This window comes from Devosia rhodophyticola, from assembly GCF_028816475.1.
GTDB lineage: Bacteria > Pseudomonadota > Alphaproteobacteria > Rhizobiales > Devosiaceae > Devosia > Devosia rhodophyticola.
Genome location: NZ_CP118247.1, coordinates 1,695,521 through 1,709,429, shown reverse-complemented (window position 1 = coordinate 1,709,429; position 13,909 = coordinate 1,695,521). Strand labels below are relative to the sequence as shown.

At 59.1% G+C, this 13,909-nt stretch carries 13 protein-coding genes and 2 pseudogenes; 9 read left to right on the top strand and 6 right to left on the bottom strand.

Annotated features, from left to right (window positions below; genetic code table 11):
- Positions 1-22 precede the first annotated feature (22 nt).
- Positions 23-754, bottom strand: coding sequence for a uroporphyrinogen-III synthase (locus PSQ90_RS08405; protein WP_282212938.1), 732 nt, complete (start codon positions 752-754; stop codon positions 23-25).
- Positions 751-1,711, bottom strand: a pseudogene (gene hemC, locus PSQ90_RS17145) (hydroxymethylbilane synthase). Before hemC ends, PSQ90_RS08405 begins: the two are co-directional and overlap by 4 nt.
- Here hemC and tsaD point away from each other — a divergent pair.
- From tsaD to PSQ90_RS08370, 5 genes are all read left to right on the top strand, one after another.
- Complete coding sequence (gene tsaD / locus PSQ90_RS08390) at positions 1,702-2,838, top strand: tRNA (adenosine(37)-N6)-threonylcarbamoyltransferase complex transferase subunit TsaD (protein ID WP_282212935.1); 1,137 nt, start codon at positions 1,702-1,704, stop codon at positions 2,836-2,838. The pseudogene hemC and the gene tsaD sit on opposite strands and share 10 nt — an antisense overlap.
- On the top strand, positions 2,828-3,814 hold the full coding sequence (locus tag PSQ90_RS08385) for an NAD(P)H-dependent glycerol-3-phosphate dehydrogenase (RefSeq protein WP_282212934.1): 987 nt from the start codon (positions 2,828-2,830) through the stop codon (positions 3,812-3,814). The genes tsaD and PSQ90_RS08385 overlap by 11 nt, the downstream gene beginning before the upstream one ends.
- 2 nt (positions 3,815-3,816) lie before the next feature.
- Entirely contained in the window at positions 3,817-4,113 is a 297-nt protein-coding gene (locus tag PSQ90_RS08380) for a YciI family protein (protein ID WP_282212933.1), read from the top strand.
- Positions 4,113-4,544, top strand: a complete 432-nt coding sequence (locus tag PSQ90_RS08375; protein ID WP_282212932.1) for an EVE domain-containing protein — start codon at positions 4,113-4,115, stop codon at positions 4,542-4,544. Before PSQ90_RS08380 ends, PSQ90_RS08375 begins: the two co-directional genes overlap by 1 nt.
- 71 nt (positions 4,545-4,615) lie before the next feature.
- The gene (locus PSQ90_RS08370; protein ID WP_282212931.1) at positions 4,616-5,023 is read left to right on the top strand and encodes a DUF1761 domain-containing protein; all 408 of its coding nucleotides are present in this window, start codon (positions 4,616-4,618) and stop codon (positions 5,021-5,023) included.
- A gap of 100 nt (positions 5,024-5,123) precedes the next feature.
- Here PSQ90_RS08370 and PSQ90_RS08365 read toward each other — a convergent pair whose 3' ends face one another.
- The 4 genes from PSQ90_RS08365 to dapF form a co-directional block, all read right to left on the bottom strand.
- The gene (locus tag PSQ90_RS08365) at positions 5,124-5,756 is read right to left on the bottom strand and encodes a septation protein A (protein WP_282212930.1); all 633 of its coding nucleotides are present in this window, start codon (positions 5,754-5,756) and stop codon (positions 5,124-5,126) included.
- Positions 5,757-5,828: 72 nt separating this feature from the next.
- The gene (gene ftsY, locus PSQ90_RS08360; RefSeq protein ID WP_282212929.1) at positions 5,829-7,007 is read right to left on the bottom strand and encodes a signal recognition particle-docking protein FtsY; all 1,179 of its coding nucleotides are present in this window, start codon (positions 7,005-7,007) and stop codon (positions 5,829-5,831) included.
- On the bottom strand, positions 7,004-8,269 hold the full coding sequence (mtaB, locus tag PSQ90_RS08355; protein ID WP_282212928.1) for a tRNA (N(6)-L-threonylcarbamoyladenosine(37)-C(2))-methylthiotransferase MtaB: 1,266 nt from the start codon (positions 8,267-8,269) through the stop codon (positions 7,004-7,006). Before mtaB ends, ftsY begins: the two co-directional genes overlap by 4 nt.
- A complete protein-coding gene (dapF, locus tag PSQ90_RS08350) occupies positions 8,266-9,162 on the bottom strand; it encodes a diaminopimelate epimerase (RefSeq protein WP_282212927.1) in 897 nt (298 codons plus the stop codon). Before dapF ends, mtaB begins: the two co-directional genes overlap by 4 nt.
- A 256-nt stretch (positions 9,163-9,418) precedes the next feature.
- Between dapF and PSQ90_RS08345 the strand changes: the two genes are divergently transcribed.
- The 4 genes and pseudogenes from PSQ90_RS08345 to rpsP all read left to right on the top strand — a co-directional run bounded on the left by PSQ90_RS08345 (position 9,419) and on the right by rpsP (position 13,848).
- A complete protein-coding gene (locus tag PSQ90_RS08345; RefSeq protein ID WP_282212926.1) occupies positions 9,419-10,321 on the top strand; it encodes a hypothetical protein in 903 nt (300 codons plus the stop codon).
- Positions 10,322-10,373: 52 nt separating this feature from the next.
- Complete coding sequence (locus PSQ90_RS08340) at positions 10,374-11,582, top strand: GNAT family N-acetyltransferase (protein WP_282212925.1); 1,209 nt, start codon at positions 10,374-10,376, stop codon at positions 11,580-11,582.
- A 218-nt stretch (positions 11,583-11,800) separates the two neighbouring features.
- Positions 11,801-13,377, top strand: a pseudogene (gene ffh / locus PSQ90_RS08335) (signal recognition particle protein).
- Between the two features lie 42 nt (positions 13,378-13,419).
- Positions 13,420-13,848, top strand: a complete 429-nt coding sequence (gene rpsP, locus PSQ90_RS08330; RefSeq protein ID WP_282212924.1) for a 30S ribosomal protein S16 — start codon at positions 13,420-13,422, stop codon at positions 13,846-13,848.
- Positions 13,849-13,909: the final 61 nt, after the last annotated feature.

Genomic DNA, 13,909 nt, shown 5'->3' with positions numbered 1-13,909 from the left:
GGCTCCTTGTTCGCCGTCGCCATTATGACGCGTTTCGCGCCCGCGCAATAGTTAAAGCCAGCGACATCATCGATTCTTCGTCCGGGCGTTCTGATACCCCGCCTAGGGAAAACCCCGCCCGCACCAATGGTTCCGCGACCGCATCAGATATGCACAGCACACTAAGTGCCGATCGCTGTTCGGGACTGAGCCTGTCGGCCAGTGCGTTAACAAAACTGGTCGCCGTCCGCCGCGAAAACAACAGAGCTGCAACTATCGAACCATCGGCAATATCCTGGACGATTCCCTGCGGCATCTCTGTGACCGCAACCATGGCATAGACCGGGGTGGTAACGACCGTCCCCCCCACCGCGCTCATCATCGTTCCAAGGTCGCCCGAAGGCGTCTGGGCCGAAGGATAAAATATCGGGCCGCCCAATTTTGCCTCGGCCAGCACATCGACAAGTTCGACAAAACCGCCCGCAGCGCTCGTGACATTGGAAAAACCCATGCCGACTGCCTGCATCGCGGTGCGGTCCCCTACCGCATAGACCGGCAAGTGCCGATAGTTATGCAGCGCATCCCGCTCCGCCAGCGCCCGCAGGGCATTGGTGCTGGAAACCGCCATCGCGGCAAACTGGTCGGCCTTTGGCAAGGGTGTGTCGAGCACCTGTTTGACCAGCAGCGGGGCGGCCACCGGCTCAATATCGAGTAATTCCAGGCGCCGCATTGTTCCCTGCGCATCGGCCAGCGGTCGTGTTACCAGCATCTTCATGGAACGGCCGCCCACTGCGCCAGAAAGGCAGTGCCCGCGCTTTCCAATAGCCTTTGCCCCAATGCCGCACCCAGCGTTTCAGCCGCCGCCAGCGGCCCCGACGCGCTTGCGGCAAAATGCTGCTGGCCATCAAGGCTTAATATTTCGCCGCGCAACTCGATCTGATCGCCCTGCAGCGCTGACCACGCGCCCACAGGGGTGCGGCACGACCCATCGAGCACCGCCAGCATGGCGCGTTCAGCCACAATGGCACTGTGGGTTGACCGATGATTGAGCGGCGCGATCAAGGCCTGCGCCGCCGAATCATCGCATCGGGCGGCAATTCCGATGGCCCCCTGGGCCGGTGCCGGCATGAAATGATCAGCCTCCAGAATAGCGGTAACCCGGTCAGATTTCTCCAGCCGATTTAGACCTGCAACCGCCAGCATCGTCGCATCGGCGACCCCATCAGCCAGCTTTTGCAACCGGGTATCGACATTGCCACGAAACGGCACGACTTCAAGATCCGGGCGCAACCGCAGCACCTGCGCCGCCCGCCGAGATCGAAGAGGTGCCAAATTTGCCGCCCTGCGGCAGCGCCATCAGCGATTTGAACCGCAGCGAAATGAACGCGTCGCGCGCATCCTCGCGCTCAAGATAAACCGGCATCGCAATACCGTCCGGCAATACTGTCGCCACATCCTTGGAACTATGCACGCCAATATCGACCTGCCCGCCCAGCATGGCCGCGTCGATCTCCTTGGTGAACAGACCCTTGCCGCCAATTTCGGCAAGGCTGGCATTGGATTTCTGGGACCGGTCCCCGCCGGTGGAAATCGCCACGATCTCAATCGCACTTTCGGCCAACCCATGATGCTGTCGCAGCAGCCTTGCCACAAGCCTGGCCTGCATCATGGCAAGTGGCGAAGCGCGCGTACCGATTCGAACAAGGGGGACGGGTGATTGCAATGCACTCATATCCTATAGTAGGCAAAGGCTCCCTAAAGGGAGTAGACCAGATCGTCGTGACCGGGCAAGCGCAAGCTACCATATTGGGTATCGAGACCAGCTGCGACGAAACCGCCGCCGCCATTGTTGTGCGCGATCACAATGGCGTGGGCACCATCGTCTCCAATGTCGTGCGCAGCCAGTTTGACGAACACGCAGCCTTTGGCGGTGTGGTGCCGGAACTGGCGGCACGCGCTCATATCAGTTTTCTCGACCACATAATCGCTCAGGCCTGCCGCGAAGCCGATATGGCGCTTGATGATGTCGACGCTATTGCCGCCACCGCCGGTCCCGGCCTGATCGGCGGGGTGCTGGTCGGGCTGACAACCGCCAAGGCGCTGGCCGCCGCACTCGATAAACCGCTTCTGGCCATCAACCACCTTGAAGCCCATGCCCTGACGGCACGCCTGACCGACAAGGTCGCCTTTCCCTATCTCATGCTGTTGGTTTCGGGTGGGCACAGCCAGTTCGTTCTGGTGCGTGGCGTTGGCGATTATCAGCGCTGGGGCACAACGATTGATGATGCGCTCGGCGAGGCCTTCGACAAGGTCGCCAAAATGCTCAGTCTCGGCGTTCCCGGCGGCCCGGCGGTCGAGGCAATCGCCAAATCGGGCGATTCAAAACGCTTTCGCTTCCCGCGCCCGCTGCTGCGCGAAGCCCGGCTCGACTTTTCATTTTCCGGGCTCAAGACCGCCGTGCGATTGCAAGCCGAAGCCATTGGCCCGCTCAACCAGCAGGACGTCGCCGATATTGCCGCCAGTTTTCAGGCTGCGGTGGCCGAAGTGGTCGGCACGCGTGCCCGCGACGCGCTGGCACGGTTAGCCACGGAACTGCCCCACGCGCCGACAACGCTGGTGGTCGCCGGTGGCGTCGCCGCCAACCGCACCATTGCCGCCGCGCTTCAAACGGCGGCAGATGTCGCTGGTGCCACATTGATCGTGCCGCCCATAGCGCTCTGCACCGACAATGGCGCCATGGTGGCCTGGGCCGGGGCCGAACGATTTGCCATGGGCGCGCGCGATGGACTGGATTTTACAGCCAGGGCCCGCTGGCCGCTTGATTCAACCGACATGAAGGTGATCCCCCATGAAGCTTGAAAAAATCTGCGTCATTGGGGCGGGTGCCTGGGGCACCGCATTGGCACAAGCCGCCGCCATGGCTGGCCGCGAGGTCGTTTTGATGGTGCGCACCAGCGAGCACGCCGCAGAAATCAACGATCATCATCTCAATAACCGCGCTTTGGGCACGCAGGCGCTGTCTGCAACAATAACCGCGCAAACCACCCATCCGGTCGCCGATTGCTTCATTCTGGCGGTGCCTGCACAATCAAGCCGCGCCGCGCTCGGCGATATCGATCCTGACCTTCTGGCCGACAAGCCGGTTGTGCTCTCGGCCAAAGGTCTTGAAACCGGCACCCTGCAGCGCCAGAGCGAAATTCTGGCCGATATGGCCCCTGACGCCATCCCGTTTGTACTTTCCGGCCCCAGTTTTGCCGCCGACGTTGCCGCAGGGCGCCCCACTGCCGTTACCTTGGCAGGCGATGATGCCGATCTGACTTCGGCGTTGGCCGCCGCCTTGGCCGGTCCAGGATTTCGCCCCTATGCCGCCGATGACCGGATCGGCGTTGAATTGGCCGGCGCCCTCAAGAATGTTTACGCGCTGGCCTGTGGGGCCGTTGAAGGGGCCAATCTGGGCGCCTCGGCGCGCTCGGCCCTGTTGGCACGCGCCTATGCCGAAATGGCCCGGATGGTCGTCGCCATGGGGGGCTCCGCCACCACATTGACCGGGCTGGCAGGCCTTGGGGATCTCACGCTTTCCTGCACCTCTTCCCAATCGCGCAATTACCAGTTTGGCATGGCGCTGGGGCGCGGTGAAAAGCTGGCAGACATTCTGGCCCGCGGTGCTGAACTTGCTGAGGGCGTCGCCACCACGCCGGTCGCCCGCGCCCTGGCCCATAGCCTCCTTGTCGACGCCCCGCTGATCAGCGCCGTCAATCAACTGCTCGACGGGCACGCCGACATTACCACCATTGTGGCAGGCCTGATGGCTCGGCCGCTTAAACGCGAGGAATAATAATGCTTTACGCCATTATCGCCCGAGACAAACCAGACGGCGTCGACCATCGTCTGGCAGTGCGCCCCACCCACATCGAGCATTTGAAATCGGTTGGTGACAGAATCGTTTTCGCGGGCGCCCTTTACGGCGAGGATGATCAACCCAACGGCAGCCTGATGGTCGTTGAAGCCCGCGATCTTGCCGAAGCCAGGGCGCTGGCTGCCGCCGATCCATTTGTAACCGAAGGCGTATTCGCCTCTTATGAGGTCATTCGCTGGAACTGGGCCATCAACAACCCCACCGGGCGAGGTCAATAATGGCCTATTGGTTGCTCAAGTCAGAACCCAACGTTTTCTCGTTTGAGGACATGCAGGCCAAGACCCAAAAGGGCGAGACAGAGGAATGGGACGGCGTGCGCAATTACGCCGCCAGGAATTTCATGCGCGCCATGCAGATAGGCGATGAAGCCTTTTTCTACCACTCCAATGTCGGCAAGGAGATCGTCGGTATCGTGCGCATCGCAGCGCTTGCCCATCCCGATAGCACCGCCGATCTGAAGGACGGCAAAGTGGTGTGGGAATGCGTTGATATTGAAGCGGTCAAACCCGTGCCCAAACCCGTGACCCTGGCCACCATCAAGGAAACTGAAAGCCTTGCCGAAATGGCGCTGGTCAAACTCTCGCGGCTGTCGGTTTCCCCGGTGACACCAAAAGAATGGCAGATCATCTGCAAGATGGCCGGGCTCTGAAACTGTTACAAAAGCCGGATTTCGTTTTAATGTGATGTTGGCGTCGGGGGACGCCAATCTGGGGGGTAAACATGTTCTTGCATATTTCAGTGAATTGGCTGGCCATCATTCTGGCCGTTGTTGCCAGCATGGCTCTGGGCATGGGCTGGTATATGGCGCTGTCGCGACAATGGTTGGACGCATTGGGCAAAAAGCCCGAAGACATCAATTCGGCTGACCCCAGCCCCTATATCTGGTCAGTCGCCGTGCAATTGGTCATGGCCTATTTTCTGGCTGTCCTGATCCCGGCACTGACCGGAGCCATCAACCCCGCGAACGGGGCGCTGGTTGGCGCCCAGCTATGGTTCGGTTTTGTCATCACCGCCATGATCCTCAACCATCGCTATCAGGGCGCCAAATGGTCGCTGACCTTCATCGACGCCGGCTATCTGCTCGGCGTTCTGGTGCTGCAGGGCGTGGTTATCGGCCTGTTTGGTTAGAGCCGCCGGGCGTTCCGACAGAATCCGAACTTGCGCTCTAGTTTTTTGGTATTGCGTCGTTTTTTGCGGAATACCGGTTCCCACTTTTCCGCACGATGCTCTAAGGGTCGACCACAATCGGGGGCACATGCGTCGGCTCGGCAGGCGGCGCATATTTGTTGAGCACCCGAAGCTGGGCCAGCGAGAATATGATGGTTATGGGCATAACGCCCCAGACCTTGAACGCCACCCACACATCAGTGGAAAAATTGCGCCACAGAATTTCATTGATGATGGCGAGCACAAAAAAGAACACGCCCCAACGCAGCGTCAGAATGTACCAACCGCGCGGCAACAGCTTGTAGACATCGCCAAACACATATTTGAGCAGCGACTGCTTGAACAGCAGTCCGCCCAACAGCACCGATCCAAACAGGCAATTGGTGATCGTCGGCTTGATCTTGATAAAAGTGTCGTCCTGAAGCCAGAGCGTCAACCCGCCAAACACCAGCACGACAACGCCGGTAACCAGCGGCATGACCGCGACCTTTTTAAGAATCATCCAGCTTAGCGCCAGCGAGACAACCATCGCGCCCATGAACCAGGCCGTGGCCGTAAAAATATCAAACCGCGCATTGACGAAAAAGAACACGACCAGCGGGCCAAGTTCCAGCACCAGCTTGATCGCCTGAGGCCGCAGTTCGTCCCAGTTCACGTCCGGCTCGGCATCCTCGGCTTTATTCTCTTGGCTCATCAAAACTAACTCTTTGGTCCGCTCGCGCTCGGGGCAAGTCGACGCCCCTTTACAGCCCGAACATGGTTCAATTTAGGTGTCTTGCTCGGAGGTTCCAGCAATGGCTTGGGCAAAATCGGCCGCCTCGAACGGCTCAAGATCGGCAACGCCTTCACCAACCCCGATGAAATGGACGGGCAGGCCGAACTGTCGCGCAATCGCGACCAGAATACCACCCCGTGCTGTGCCATCGAGCTTGGTCATCACCAATCCGGTGACCCCGGCGCGCTTGCCAAAGATTTCCACCTGCTTGAGCGCGTTCTGCCCGGTTGTAGCATCCAGCGTCAAAAGCGTCGCGTGCGGCGCGCTGGGGTCAACCTTCTTGATGACGCGAATGATCTTTTCCAGCTCATTCATCAATTCATCGCGATTTTGCAGCCGCCCCGCTGTATCAATTATCAAAACGTCGTGGCCCTCGGCCTTGGCGCGCGTTACCGCATCAAAAGCCAGCCCCGATGCATCAGAACCCGCCGCCTTGCTGACCACCGGCGCATTGGTGCGCTGTCCCCAGATCTGCAGTTGTTCGATGGCGGCGGCGCGAAATGTATCACCCGCCGCCAGCATCACCGATTTGCCGTCGGCGCTGAGCTTTTGCGCCAGCTTGCCAATCGTTGTCGTCTTGCCCGAACCATTGACCCCGATCATCAGGATGACAAAGGGCTTTTGGCTGGTATCAATCACCAGCGGCAGAGCCACCGGGGTCAGCACTTTTTCAACTTCAGCCGCCAGTACAGCCCGTACATCCTCGCTCGACACATCCCGGTCAAACCGGTCCCGCCGCAGCGCTTCTGTAATGGCAACCGCAGTGTCAACGCCAAGATCCGCCTGGATCAGCACATCTTCAAGATCATCAAGCGTTGCCGCGTCGAGTTTTTTCTTTGTGAAAACCCCGGTAATCGAGCCGGTCAACTGATCCGAGGAACGCCGCAACCCGGTGGTCAGTCGCGAAAACCAGCCCTGTTTGGGCGCTGGCGTCAAAACCTCGGATGGCGTGGCCGCGACCGGGTCCGGATCGGTTGCCAAAACCTCGGGATCGCCCGCCTCAACGTCTTCAATATAGTCGGGTGTGGTCTCAGGTGGCCCTGCTACACGGTGATCGGGCGCCGCCTCCTCGGCATCCGGCACCAAATTTTCTGGCGTCCCAGGAACGGGCGTGTCTTCAGGCGCCCCAAACAGGCGTTTGAAAAATCCCGGTTTCTTGCTTTGATTCATGCAGCATCCTTGATGGGCTCACCGACCAGACCATCGGTCGAGATCGCCTTTATTCGAACTGGCACTATCTGGCCCGGCAGCGTGCCGGGAACGACCACCGGCACAAATTGTTCGGTCCGGCCCAACCCGTCGCGCTCAATCAATACGCTTTCCACCAGACCGACCCGCGAGGCACAGAGTTTTGTAAACTGTTCAGCCCCCAGCGCGCGCAACTGAGCCGCCCGTTGCCGCGCCACGCTTTTTGCCACCTGTGGCATCCGCGCCGCTGGCGTACCCACGCGCGGCGAATAGGGGAAGACGTGCAGGTAGGTCAGATCAGCTTCGCTGACAAACTGCAAACTATTGGCAAACATCTCGTCGGTTTCAGTGGGGAAACCGGCAATGATATCGGCGCCAAACACCATATCGGGTCTTAACGAACGCAACTTGGCAACGATCCCCAGCGCATCCTCGCGACTATGCCGCCGCTTCATCCGCTTGAGGATCAGATCATCGCCCGATTGCAGCGACAAATGCAGATGCGGCATCAACCGCCGGTCGCTGGCCACCGCCTCATAAAGCGCTGGATCAGCCTCGATGGAATCAATCGAGGAAATTCGCAATCGACTGAGCCCCGGCACATGCCTAAGGATCGCTTGCACCAGCTTGCCCAGACTCGGCGTTCCCGGCAGATCGCCGCCATAAGAGGTAATATCAACCCCGGTCAGCACCATTTCGCCATAGCCATTGCCGACCAGTTTTTTGATCTGTTCGACAACCAGCCCCATCGGCACCGAGCGCGACGGGCCACGACCGAACGGAATGATGCAGAAGGTGCAGCGATGATCGCACCCGTTCTGCACCTGCACAAAAGCCCGCGCCCGCCCGTCCATGCCTTCGATCAGGTGCCCGGCGGTTTCGCGCACGCTCATGATGTCGTTGACCTGGACCTTGTCATTAAGCGGCGTGCCGAAAACCATTGGCGCATAGCTTTTCGCCTCCAGCTTGTCGGCATTGCCGATCACCAGATCAACCTCGGCCATGTCGCCAAAAGTGCGCGCCTCGGTCTGGGCGGCGCAGCCTGTTACAATGATCCGGCGTTGGGGATTGTCGCGCTTGGCCTTGCGCACCGCCTGCTTGGCCTGTCGAACCGCCTCAGCGGTCACGGCGCAGGTGTTGATGATGATGGCGTCCTCAAGGCCGGCCTTTTCGGCCTCGACCTTCATCACTTCACCCTCATAGGCGTTCAAACGACAACCAAATGTTAGCGTTTCGACACTCATTTTGCCGCATCCGCTAACGCCCGAGACCACTCTCCGGTGCTGGGATCGACCGTGCCAGACCATTCAAGTTCAGCCGGCCCGGTCATGACCACGTGATCATTGTCGCGCCAGTCGATATGAAGATCGCCGCCCGGCACCGTCACCGTCACCTGCCGCCCGGTCCGCCGCGTGCGGGACCCATTGACAGCTGCCGCACAGGCCGCCGTGCCACAGGCCCGCGTCAGCCCCGCACCGCGCTCCCATGTCCGCAGGATCATGGCGTCACTGGCCGTCACCTGGGCAATTGAAATATTGGCGCGCTCGGGAAAGATCGGATGGTTTTCCAGCATCGGCCCGAATCGGTCGAGCGCATAATTCCAGACATCATCCTTGACCCAGAAGATGGCATGCGGATTGCCCATCGAGGCAACCGAGGGCGAATGCAGCACTGGCGCATCAATCGGCCCGATCTGCAATTCGATCTTGCGGGTGTCGACAAATTCCTCGGCCAACGGAATTTCCGTCCAACCGAAGCGCGGTATACCCATATCGACCGAAATCAGCCCGTTTTCGTGCTCATCAGCGGTCAGAATTCCGGCGATGGTTTCAAAGACGAAGCTTTTTTGCCCCTGCTCCCGAGCCAGCGCCTGCACCACGCAGCGCATCCCATTGCCACAAGCCTGCGCCATCGAGCCATCAGAATTGACGATCTCGATATAATTGGCGGTGCCGGGGGTTTTGGGATCATGAATGGCCATGATCTGATCGAACGCCGTATCCTGGGCCCCATTGAGCGCCACCGCCGCAGCCGGACGTACCCGACCCGGGCGGCCACGCATATCAACGACGATGATCTGGTTGCCCAAACCGTTCATCTTGGCAAACGGAACGCCGCTCACTCTGGCCTCACTCATGATTATTGCACTGCACTGTTGTCTGCCTATATGGCCGAACCCGGACCAAATTGCCAGTGCGCCACGCACCCACGCCCCTGGGCGGCCTGACCACAGGGGCAATATATAAGGTTTTGTAAGGACTTCGGGCTTCATGCCCCCTTAACCAGCCCGACAGGTCCGTGGCGCAATTGCGGCGATATTGAGTTAGGTTCAGCAAGATCGAATATTTGACCAAACCTATTGCCCCCTTTTTGCCTGTGCGGAGTCCGAAATCATGAACATGAATTTGATGACCAACCAGATCCTCACCGACTGGCAACCCCACCACGCATCCCTGTTTGGCAACCACTCGCTGGCGCTGGCCCATAATCTGGCGACATCGAGCCTGTTTACCGACGAGGCACTGGCGCGCCTGATCGAAAATAGTCCGCGCGAGGCCTATCACGTCAATTATTCGCAAAAGACCCCCGGCAATCCCCCGAAGCGTCGCGAAGGCGAAATCAAGGGTCTTTCAGGACTTGAAGTGCTCGACACCGTGCGCAACGGCAATATCTGGGTCAATTTGACGGCCCCCGGCACGGTCGATAGCGCCTATACCGACCTGCTCAATTCGATCTATGCCGAGTTTGAAGAGCGGGTGCCCGGTTTCAAGAGTTACAAGCGCAATCTGACCATCCTGATTTCCTCCCCAAACGTATCGGTCAAATATCATTCCGACGTGCCCGGCCAGAGCCTGTGGCAGGTGCGTGGCACCAAAAAACTCTATGTCTATCCCGCCTCAAAACCGTTTATCTCCCAGCCGGCGCTGGAAAAATTGATCCTGGGGCAATTGCGCGAAACCGACATGCCCTATGAGGCCTGGTATGACGATTACGCCGAAATGCACATGCTCGAAGCGGGTAAGATGCTGCATTGGCCGCTCAACGGACCGCACCGCGTGGTCAATGAGAACATGCTCAACGTCAGCTTTACAACCGAGCATTGGACGGACGAGTTGCGCAAGCATTATGCGGTCAATTACGCCAATGGTTTCATTCGCGGACGGACAGGCGCCAACAATCTGTCCCAGCAGATAACGGGCCTGAGCTACTATGCCAAGTTGGGATTGGCCGGTCTGGTAAAATTCAGCCCGCTCAACCCGCAGAAAAAAAGGTCTACACCGTCGATTTTCAAGTAGACCCCATGGCGCCTGAAGGTGTGCGCGATATTGACGGCTACACCTTCGGCAAATGAGTGATATGGGCGCCGTTTTGCCTGAAGAGCTCGATCTTGATGTCGCACCCGTGACCGACATGTCAGCCGCGACCGGTTCATTGCAGGCAACGGTAGTGCGCACACGTCAGGAATTTGATGCCATGGCGCAGGCCTGGATGGCGCTCGAAAACGGCAGTTCCTCGGCGGTGCTTTTTCAAAGCCACGCATGGGCCAAGGCGATTTTTGATTTTGAAGCGGCACGCGGCAACAACGACTTTGAACCCGTAATTTCCGCGCTTTATGAGCATGGCACGCTCAAGGCGCTTTTGCCGCTGGAGCGCGTGCGCAGTCGTACGCGCACCGTGCTGACCAGCCTTGGCCACGGTTTTGTTCAATATGGCGATATGCTGCTGGCGCCCGGCGCAGATCCCAAGGCCGCGCTATCAAAACTACTCAAGGCCGCCACCAAGGCCGCGCCCTGCGATGCCATCACCCTGCTAAAGGTGCGCGCTGACAGCGCCCTGGCCCGAGGGATGCCCGCCAACCATCTGGTCACAGGCACGCTACAGGGCGCCCCCTATGTGCAGCTTGAAAATTTTCCCGATTTTGCCAGCTATTTCGCAACAATCAAAACCAAGACGCGCAAGAACATGCGCAACGACCGCAATCGGCTTGAGCGCCAGGGTCCGGTGGCCCATCAGGTAGCCAAGACCGCCGAGCAGGTCCGTGCCCTCATAGAACGCACCATGCAGGGGCGCGCCGACCGGCTCAAGCAGCAGGGACTGACCTCACGTGCCTTTGGCGACAGCGCTTTTTTCGATTTTTGCCACGGCCTGCCCGATCAATCAGATCTTGAGCTTATGGCCATGTCGCTGACCCACAATAACGAGCCGATTGCCGAACAATGGGGCTTTGTGCACAACAAGCGCTATTACGCCTTTGTGGCCAGTCGCGATTTTGCCAATGCCGAAAGTCCCGGTAAATTGCAACTGGGAGAAATCATCGAAGTATGTGCGGCCCGCGGTCTTGTCGGGGCCGATCTGATGGTGCCGGTTATGCCCTATAAACTGACCTGGGCCACCAAGGTGGTTGAGGTCACCGACTATGCGCTGCCCCTGACGCTGCGTGGCCGGTTGATCCTGACCTTCTGGGACCAGAAACTGCGCCCCATAGCCAAGGCAACCGTCATGGCGATGCCAAGCGGTATACGCGGCCTGGTGATGAAACTGCTCGGCAAGAGCTAGATCAAGACTGTTCGACCATTGCGCGCAAATAATTGACTCCCCACCCATCCCACACTATAAGCGCAACGACTTAACTTGAGTGCCGAAAACCGAGCCACTTGTTTCCCCCGGAGGGAAACGGTCACCACCCGCCAGCGCGTTGCGCCCACGGGTGTTTTTTGGTTTTGGCATTCAAGCACCATATCTCCTGGCAGAGCCAGCGAGAAAAGGGATGCGATATGTTCGATAGCTTAAGCGACCGCTTAGGAAAAATCTTTGATGGCCTGCGGGGCCGTGGCGCGCTGAGCGAAGCAGATGTCGATCTGGCGCTGCGCGAAATCCGTCGCGCCCTGATCGAAGCCGACGTTTCGCTTGAGGTTGTTCGTGCCTTCATGGAACAGGTGCGCGAGCGTGCCGTTGGCGCCGAGGTCACCCGCTCAGTCACCCCCGGCCAGCAGGTGGTCAAGATCGTTCATGATCAGCTGCAGAGCGTTCTGGGCGATGCGGCGGTGCCCATTGATCTCAATGCCGTTGCCCCGGTAACCATTTTGATGGTCGGCCTGCAGGGCTCGGGCAAGACCACGACCACCGCCAAGATTGCCAAGCGTTTCAAGGACAAGCAGAACAAGAAGGTATTGCTGGCCTCGCTCGATACCCGCCGCCCCGCCGCCATGGAGCAGTTGCGTGTTCTGGGCGAACAGGTTGGCGTTGCCACCCTGGCAATCGTTAGCGATGAAACCCCGGTCCAGATTGCCAGGCGCGCCGCGCGCGAAGGCAAGCTGGGTGGTTTTGACGTTCTCATTCTCGATACGGCTGGTCGCACCCATATCGATGAAGAACTGATGGCGGAAACCGCCGAGATCAAATCGGTTGCCAATCCCCATGAAGTGCTGTTGGTCGTTGATGCGTTGACCGGTCAGGATGCCGTCAATCTGGCGCGCTCGTTTGACAGTCGCGTCGATATTACCGGTATCGTTCTGACCCGCGTTGATGGCGATGGTCGTGGCGGTGCGGCTTTGTCGATGCGGGCGGCCACTGGCAAGCCGATCAAGCTGATTGGTGTCGGCGAAAAGATGGATGCGCTTGAGGATTTTCATCCCTCCCGCATTGCTGACCGTATTCTGGGCATGGGCGACATTGTTTCGCTGGTCGAAAAGGCCGCCGAGAATGTTTCGGCCGAAGACGCCCAGAAAATGGCGAAAAAGCTCAAGAAGGGCTCTTTCGATCTCGAAGATCTGCGCGGCCAGTTGCAGCAGATGAAAAAAATGGGCGGCATGGGCGGCCTGATGGCCATGATGCCCGGTGTCGGCCAGATGAAAAAGGCCATGGCTGGCGCCAATGTCGATGAAAAAGTCTTTGATCGTCAGATCGCCATCATCGGCTCGATGACCAAAAAGGAACGGACCCAGCCCGACGTGCTCAACGCCAGCCGCCGCAAACGCATTGCCGCCGGTGCCGGGGTTGAAGTTTCCGACATCAACAAGCTGATCAAGCAACACCGCCAGATGGCGGACATGATGAAAAAAGTCTCCAAGGGCGGCATGGGCTCTCTGTCGGGTATGTTTGGCGGCAAGATGGGTGGCATGATGGGCGGTATGCCCGACATGTCCAAGATGGCCCCCAAACAGCTCGAAGCCATGGCCCGTCAGGCCGGCATCGATCCCAAACAACTGCAGCAGGGCATGGGCGATCAGCCCCAGTTGACCGAAAAACTGCCAAGCGATGTTGGTTCGCTTCTAAAATCCGGCTCTGGCCTACCCGGCCTTGGCGGGTCCCCCGTTTCCCAGGCCTGCCAGGCCTGGGCAAGAAGAAATAACGCAATCCAGATCAACAATTTAGCTTTTACAAGGAACTCAAAATGGCTCTCAAGATTCGTCTGTCGCGCGGTGGCACCAAGAAGCGCCCTTTCTATCATATCGTTATTGCTGACGCCCGTTCGCCCCGCGACGGTCGTTTCATCGAGCGTTTGGGCTCGTTTAACCCGCTGTTGGCCAAGGACGACGAAAATCGCGTTATCCTGGACACAGAGCGCGCCAAGCATTGGATTGAAGTTGGCGCCCAGCCAACCGACCGCGTGCTGCGTTTCCTCGACGCTGCCGGTCTCGCCAAGCGCGAACCCCGCAACAACCCCGAAGCTGGCAAGCCCGGCGCCAAGGCAACCGAGCGCGCCGAAGCCAAGGCTCAGGCTGAAACCGACCGCAAGGCCGCTGCGGAAGAAGCCAAGAACGCACCTGCGCCTGCCCCCGAGACTGAAGCACCTGCCGCTGAAGAAGCCGCTGCCGAATAAGGCGTGGAACATTTTTTCAAGGGCCCCGTCACGTCCGTGTCGGGGCTCTTTGTGTCTTACC

Excerpts from the sequence above, each read along its gene's own strand:
- PSQ90_RS08405 (WP_282212938.1), bottom strand. The coding sequence starts at position 754 with ATGAAGATGCTGGTAACACGACCGCTGGCCGATGCGCAGGGAACAATG.
- tsaD (WP_282212935.1), top strand. The coding sequence starts at position 1,702 with ATGCACTCATATCCTATAGTAGGCAAAGGCTCCCTAAAGGGAGTAGAC.
- PSQ90_RS08385 (WP_282212934.1), top strand. The coding sequence starts at position 2,828 with ATGAAGCTTGAAAAAATCTGCGTCATTGGGGCGGGTGCCTGGGGCACC.
- PSQ90_RS08380 (WP_282212933.1), top strand. The coding sequence starts at position 3,817 with ATGCTTTACGCCATTATCGCCCGAGACAAACCAGACGGCGTCGACCAT.
- PSQ90_RS08375 (WP_282212932.1), top strand. The coding sequence starts at position 4,113 with ATGGCCTATTGGTTGCTCAAGTCAGAACCCAACGTTTTCTCGTTTGAG.
- PSQ90_RS08370 (WP_282212931.1), top strand. The coding sequence starts at position 4,616 with ATGTTCTTGCATATTTCAGTGAATTGGCTGGCCATCATTCTGGCCGTT.
- PSQ90_RS08365 (WP_282212930.1), bottom strand. The coding sequence starts at position 5,756 with ATGAGCCAAGAGAATAAAGCCGAGGATGCCGAGCCGGACGTGAACTGG.
- ftsY (WP_282212929.1), bottom strand. The coding sequence starts at position 7,007 with ATGAATCAAAGCAAGAAACCGGGATTTTTCAAACGCCTGTTTGGGGCG.
- mtaB (WP_282212928.1), bottom strand. The coding sequence starts at position 8,269 with ATGAGTGTCGAAACGCTAACATTTGGTTGTCGTTTGAACGCCTATGAG.
- dapF (WP_282212927.1), bottom strand. The coding sequence starts at position 9,162 with ATGAGTGAGGCCAGAGTGAGCGGCGTTCCGTTTGCCAAGATGAACGGT.
- PSQ90_RS08345 (WP_282212926.1), top strand. The coding sequence starts at position 9,419 with ATGAACATGAATTTGATGACCAACCAGATCCTCACCGACTGGCAACCC.
- PSQ90_RS08340 (WP_282212925.1), top strand. The coding sequence starts at position 10,374 with ATGAGTGATATGGGCGCCGTTTTGCCTGAAGAGCTCGATCTTGATGTC.
- rpsP (WP_282212924.1), top strand. The coding sequence starts at position 13,420 with ATGGCTCTCAAGATTCGTCTGTCGCGCGGTGGCACCAAGAAGCGCCCT.